This window comes from Streptomyces sp. 15-116A, assembly GCF_025290915.1.
Taxonomy (GTDB): domain Bacteria; phylum Actinomycetota; class Actinomycetes; order Streptomycetales; family Streptomycetaceae; genus Streptomyces.
In genome coordinates this window covers 1-6,280 of the sequence record NZ_JAOCQE010000326.1, presented here as the reverse complement: position 1 = coordinate 6,280, position 6,280 = coordinate 1, and the positions used below count along the sequence as shown (strand labels likewise).

Here is a 6,280-nt window from a genome sequence, read left to right as displayed (position 1 = left end):
GCCGATGGACAGGACCGCGTCCAGCAGGGTATGCACCCGGTCCCGGGTCGCGCGGACCTGCTCCACCTGGGCCTGCAGACCCTCCAGCAGCTCATCCAGCCGCAGCTGGGGCGCCCCCGGGACACCCATGCGCCCCTGTGCCGGACTGTCCGCCATCCCTGCTCCCTCCCGAAAACGAAGAAGTGCCGTTGGCACCTCCTCATCATGCCCGAACGGCCCTGTCGGCACCCGAACGCAACTGGTAACTGGCGCTGTTCAGCAGCGCGCTTCCCTGAGGGTGCCGAGCTCCTGGATGCCTGCCCCGTCGTCCTTCACCGGCGTCGGTTTACAGCAGCGGTGTCCTGTTCAGGACTCGGTCCGAGATCCCCGCGGAGTGACGGCGCTGAATCGCCGGAGTCCGCCTTCTCACTCCCAGTCCCGCCAGGCGGATTCCAGAGCGGAGTGCAGGGTGATGCGTGGGTCGTCGGCGAGGTGGTCGCGGAACTCGGCGGGAGCGCCGACGGGATGGCAGCGCACGCCCGAGCCGAGCGCGAACATGGTGAGGCCCCGCCGGGCCTCGTGGACGTCCGCGTAACGGAGCCGGCGCAGATCGAGGAAGAGTTCGCTGAAGCCCTGATCGGCGCAGGCACGTAGTGTCTGGTGCAGCCTGTGCCGGGCTGGGGCGGCGAGCGTTCCGCTGACCGCGATCCACACCCGTGGCGGGGCCTCGGCCAGCACCCGCGCCTGCATGACGGCGATCTCCACAGGCCCCCGTGCCCGGCGGGGCGCTGGTGGTGCGGCGCTCAGCCGGGGACGCGCCCGCACGTCATGCCTGGCACCAGCAAGACGGCCTGTCCGCCGCGGCGGCGCGGCGTGTCTGCGTGAAGCTTCTCGCCTTCCTCACAGAGGGCCGCGAGCCCGCACACCGGGCACGGGCGGAAATCGGCGACTGCACGGGCACCAGCAGGTCTCGAGGCCGGTCAGTTCGCGGCGCCCGAGTCCGGGGTGTGGCCGAGCCGTGTGCGCGCGGCGCGCCAGGCGTGTTCGGTCAGGAGCACGGTGGAGGCGGTGGCGAGGCAGACGGCCCACTGCGCGGCGCTGAGGGAGACGGTGTCGAACACGCCCTGGGCGAAGGGCACCTGTACGGCGGTGATCTGCAGGGTGAGGACGGCGGCCAGGCAGATCCACAGGGTGCGGTTGCGCAGCTGGTGGCGGCCAAGGACAGGGCCGTCCTCGCTGCGGGCGCCCAGGGCGTTGAAGAGCTGGAAGAGGACAAAGGTGGTGAAGGCCATGGTGGCCGCGGTCGTGGTGTCGGTGAGGTGGCGGGCGGCGGCGAAGACGGCCACGGTGCCGGTGGCCATGACGGCGCCGGCGCGGGTGATGGCCGTCAGGCGGCTGGTGTTGAGGATGCGTTCGCCGGGCGGGCGCGGCGGGCGCTGCATGACGTTGCTCCGTGGCGGGTCGATGCCCAGGGCCATGGCGGGCGGCCCGTCCATGATGATGTTGACCCAGAGCAGCTGAATCGCCGACATGGGGGAGGGCAGCCCGGCCAGCACGGTGGCGAGGAGGGTGAGGATGGCGCCGATGTTGGTGGAGAGCTGGAAGCGGACGAACGTGACGATGTTGTCGTAGATGGAGCGGCCTTCGCGGACCGCTCGGACGATGGTGGAGAAGTCGTCGTCCGTCAGCACCATGTCCGCCGCTTCCTTGGCGACATCGGTGCCGGTGACGCCCATGGCGACGCCGATGTGGGCGGCGCGCAGCGCCGCGGCGTCGTTGACGCCGTCGCCGGTCATGGCGACGATGTGCCCGCGCCGCGCGAGGGCGCGGACGATGGTGACCTTGTGGTCGGGGGCGACGCGGGCGAAGACCCCGATGTCCTCGATACGGTCCGCGAGGTCCTGCTCGCTCATCCGCCCCAGCTCGGTGCCGGTGACGACGTCGCCGGTGATGCCCAGCTCGCGGGCGATGGCGGCGGCCGTGTCGGCATGGTCACCGGTGATCATCTTGACAGTGATGCCCGCGGCCTGGGCCAGGGCGACGGCGTCGCGGGCCTGGGGGCGGGGCGGGTCGGCGATGCCGGCCATTGCGGTCAGCGTCAGCCCCGTCACCTCGCCCGGCCGGGAGTGGTCGGTGACGCAGGTCGCGGCGCCGAGGACGCGCAGACCCTGGCCGCCCAAACGCCGCGCGGCGTCGGCGACCTCACGGCGACGCCCCTCGGCGAGGGGGACGGGACCGTCGGCGGTCAGGACATGGGTACAGCGGTCCAGCAGGACATCGACGGCACCCTTGACGTGGATGCGGGTGGATCCGTCGGTGTCCGTGTGGAAGGTGGCCATGTACTTCGCGGCGGGGTCGAAGGGGACTTCGCCGGTGCGCGGTGTGCGCGTGCGCAGGTCCGGGTCGAGGCCCGTCTTGGCGGCGAGCACGAGCAGGGCGGCCTCGGTGGGGTCGCCGATGACGCCGTCCGGGGTGAGACGGGCGTCGTTGCACAGCGCGAACGGCAGGACCGCGTCGCGCACGTCCGGCGTGGGCTGCCCGTCGGTTCCGCGTACGGTGCCGGCGGTGTCGTAGCCCTCGCCGGTCACCTCGTACCGGCGCCCGGCGGTCCACAGCGCGCGGACGGTCATCTCGTTCAGGGTCAGCGTGCCGGTCTTGTCGCTGCACACCACGGTCGCCGAGCCGAGTGCCTCCACGGAGGCCAGGCGTTTGACGATGGCACCGCGGCGGGCCATGCGGTAGACGCCCAGCGCCAGGGTGAGGGCCAGTACGGCGGGCAGGCCCTCGGGGATGGCGGCGACCGCCAGGGCCACCGCCCGCAGCGCGAGATCGGCCAGGTCCTCGCCGCGGACGAGCGCCACGAGCGCGTAGGCGGCCACGGCGATGCCGCTGACCAGGGCCAGGCGGCGGCCCAGGCTGTCCATCTGGACCTGCAGCGGGCTGGGCGGTTCGCCGCCGCTGCGCAACTCCTCGGCTATCGCGCCGACCTCGGTGCGCATTCCGGTGGCGGTGACGATGATCTCGGCGCGGCCGCGGGTCAGCGCGGTGTTCATGAAGAGCATGCCGGTGCGCTCGGCGACGGGGACGGCCGTGTCACGGTCGGCCGTGGTGGGTGCGGTCGTCTTCGCGACGGGCTGGGACTCGCCGGTCAGCGCGGCCTCAGCGGCCTCGACCGATGCAGCGACCACCAGACGACCGTCGGCCGGGACACGGTCGCCGGCCTCCAGCAGCACGATGTCGCCGGGTACGAGGGTGCGGGCCGGGACCGTCCGGACCTCCCCGTCTCGACGTACCCGGGCGATGGGCACCAGCATGCGGCGCAGTGCCTCCAGGCTGCGCTCGGCGCGGCGTTCCTGCAGGTAGCCGATGGTGGCGTTGATGAGCAGGACGACCGCGATGACGACGGCGTCCTTGATCTCACCGATGATCCCGGCGACGACGGCGGCGGCGAGCAGGATGCCGATCAGCCAGCTGCGGAACTGGTCCAGCAGGCGCAGCCACTGCGGCCTGCGGGCCGGTTCGGCCAGCTCGTTGGCCCCGTAGGCAGCGGCGCGCTGCTCGACCTCCGCCGAGGTCAGGCCCGCCTGCGGATCCACAGCGAGCAGTTCGGCCACGTCGGCGGGCTGCCGCCGGTATGCGTCGGTCACCGGCTTTGTGGGTGGTTCGGCGGAGGGAGTGGAGGCTCGTGCAGGCATGGGGGTCTGCTGGGGCACGGTCACTCCTTGCCGCGGACGACGGTGACGGGGCAGTGGGCGTGGTGCAGCAGGGCCTGGCTGACCGAGCCGAGCAGCAGGCCGGTGAAGCCGCCGCGGCCCCGGGCACCGACGACCACCAGCTGGGCCTCCTGGCTGGCGTCGAGCAGCGTGCTGCGGATCCGGGAGCGCACGAGGCGCCGCTCCACAGCGACCTGCGGGTACGCCGCCTGGCATGAGGCCACCGCTTGGTCCAGCAGGTGCTGTTCGGCCTCGCGGAGTCGGTCGGCGTTCGCCACGACGGCGTTCAGCGGGTCGCCGGGGCCCTCGTAGGCCCGTTCGCTCCAGGTGTTCCACACGTGCAGCGCCACCAGCGGCGCCCCGCGCAGTGTGGCCTCCGCGAACGCGAACTCCACCGCCGCCTCCCCGGCCGGGGAGCCGTCCACGGCCAGCAGCACCGGCCCGGCCGGTTCGGGACGGCCTCGCACCACCATCAGCGGGCAGGACCCGTGCGCGGCCAGATGCACGGCCGTCGAGCCCAGCAGCAGCTCAGAGAAACCGGACAGGCCCCGGCTGCCCACCACCGCCAGTGCGGCCGAACGCGACTCGATCTCCAGCACCTCCAGCGCCCCGCCGGCCACCACGGAGCGCGCGATCTCGATGCCCGGCGCAGCCGCGTGCGCCCGTTGCTCCGCCTCGGCCAGTCCTCCGCGCACCATCGGCTCCAGGCCCTGGTCGGCCGGACTCCACGGTGGCACACCCGACGGCACATGCCCGGACGGATGACCGAAGGCGTGCACGATCCGCAGCGGCACCCCCCGCAGGCGCGCCTCCCGGGCAGCGACGTCCACCGCGTCGAGGCTCGAAGCGGAACCATCCACTCCCACGATCACTGGTCCTGCGATCACCGGTTCACTCACTGCGCTCTCCCGTCCCTGAGGCCGCCGCGGCCCCTGTCTCCCAGCCTCGGCTCCGCGATCCGCCCCGGCCAGAGGCCCATCAGGCCGCCTTTCGGGCCACTCGGCCCTGCCGCACCCGGTAGAGCGGTCGGAACACTGAAGATCCCTCAAAAGAACCAGGCCGGGAGTCCGGTGCTCGGGTGCCCGTCGACGGTTGCCGAATACCCGGGTGCGGCGGGCCGCGAGCGCAGGTCCGCACCGATCTGAACCATCACGGCCGACAGGGTGATACGTGTGGACGTCAACGAGGTGCTGCTGCCCGGCGTGGGAGCGCGCTACGAGTTCGTCAACCACGAGGGCGACCGGATCGGCGTCGTCGCCCAGCGCTCAGGCGAGTTCGAGCTGGTGGTCTACCCGGGCGACGACCCCGACGAAGCCCGGCCGGTGTTCCGGCTCACCGGCGAGGAGGCCGACACCCTCGCCGAGATCCTCGGCGCCCCGCGCATCGCGGAACGGTTCGCCGACCTGACGCGTGAGGTCCCCGGCCTGAACGCCGGGCAGGTGGAGGTCCGCCCGGGGAGCCCGTTCGTCGGCCGCGCGCTGGGGGAGACCCGTGCCTGCACCCGCACCGGCGCCTCGATCGTGGCCGTCGTCCGGGGCGAGGACGTCATCGCCTCACCCGGACAGGCTCAGACCCTGCGGGCAGGGGACACCCTGGTCGTCATCGGCACCCGCGAGGGCATCGCCGGTGTCCAGCGCATCGTCCAGGGCTGACCGGTGCACACACCCGTCGCCCTGCTGCTGGAACTCGGGGTCATCCTGACCGCGCTGAGCCTGCTCGGCACGGTCGCGCGGCGCTTCGCCCTCTACCCCGTCCCGCTGTACCTGGTGGCCGGACTGGCCTTGGGCGACTGCGGACTCGCCCGGTCCCGGCCGCCCGCGAGTTCGTCGACACCGGCGCCGCGATCGGGGTGATCCTGCTGTTGCTGGTGCTCGGCCTGGACTTCACCGTCAAGGAGTTCACCGCCAGCCTCCACCTCCACCGCTCCTCCGCCGTCGTCGACCTCGTCCTCAACGCCGCCCCCGGCGCGGAGGCGGGAAGGCTGCTCGGCCTGGACGCCACGGGCATCCTGGCGCTGGCCGGCGCCACCTACGTCTCGTCCTCCGGCATCGTCGCCCGCCTGCTCAACGACCTGCGCCGACTCGGCAACCGAGAAACACCAGCGGTGCTGTCCGTCCTGCTCCTTGAGGACTTCGCCATGGCCGCCTACCTGCCCCTGCTCGCCGTCATCACCGCCGGCGGCACCTGGTGGCAGGCACTGCTCGCCATCCTGGCGGCCACCACCGCCGTCGTCGCGGCGATCGCCGCCTCCGGCCGCTGGGGCCACCACGTCGGCCGGGCCCTGTCCCACCCCGACGCCGAACAGGTACTGCTCCGCGTCCTCGGCACCACCCTGATCGTCGCCGCGCTGGCTGAGATCATCCATGTCTCCGCCGCCGTCGGGGCCTTCCTGATCGGACTCGCGCTGACCGGTGCCGGGGCCGACCGGGCACGGGCCGTGCTCAGCCCGCTGCGCGACCTGTTCGCCGCGGCGTTCTTCCTGGCCCTCGGGCTGTCCGCCGACCCCGGCAACCTGCTGCCGATGCTGCCCGCCGCCGCGGCCCTGGCCGTGGTCACCGCAGCCACCAAACTCGCCGCCGGCTGGTACG

The 6,280-nt window shown here is 72.8% G+C and carries 6 protein-coding genes; 3 read left to right on the top strand and 3 right to left on the bottom strand.

Features of this window, described 5'->3' with window-relative positions:
* Positions 1–405 precede the first annotated feature (405 nt).
* The 3 genes from N4P33_RS31195 to N4P33_RS31185 all read right to left on the bottom strand — a co-directional run bounded on the left by N4P33_RS31195 (position 406) and on the right by N4P33_RS31185 (position 4,576).
* Entirely contained in the window at positions 406–744 is a 339-nt protein-coding gene (locus tag N4P33_RS31195; RefSeq protein ID WP_260830302.1) for a hypothetical protein, read from the bottom strand.
* Positions 745–959: 215 nt separating this feature from the next.
* Positions 960–3,626 (bottom strand): cation-translocating P-type ATPase, encoded by a 2,667-nt coding sequence (locus tag N4P33_RS31190; protein ID WP_260830301.1) that lies wholly within the window; start codon positions 3,624–3,626, stop codon positions 960–962.
* Between the two features lie 68 nt (positions 3,627–3,694).
* On the bottom strand, positions 3,695–4,576 hold the full coding sequence (locus N4P33_RS31185) for a universal stress protein (protein ID WP_260830303.1): 882 nt from the start codon (positions 4,574–4,576) through the stop codon (positions 3,695–3,697).
* A gap of 288 nt (positions 4,577–4,864) precedes the next feature.
* Between N4P33_RS31185 and N4P33_RS31180 the strand changes: the two genes are divergently transcribed.
* From N4P33_RS31180 to N4P33_RS31170, 3 genes are all read left to right on the top strand, one after another.
* Positions 4,865–5,344, top strand: coding sequence for a cation:proton antiporter regulatory subunit (locus N4P33_RS31180; protein WP_260830300.1), 480 nt, complete (start codon positions 4,865–4,867; stop codon positions 5,342–5,344).
* Between the two features lie 3 nt (positions 5,345–5,347).
* Positions 5,348–5,545: a hypothetical protein gene (locus tag N4P33_RS31175; protein ID WP_260830299.1), complete on the top strand. Its 198-nt coding sequence runs from the start codon at positions 5,348–5,350 to the stop codon at positions 5,543–5,545.
* Positions 5,542–6,280, top strand: a 739-nt coding sequence (locus N4P33_RS31170) for a cation:proton antiporter (RefSeq protein ID WP_260830298.1), incomplete at its 3' end; no start/stop codon positions are given. The genes N4P33_RS31175 and N4P33_RS31170, both read left to right, overlap by 4 nt.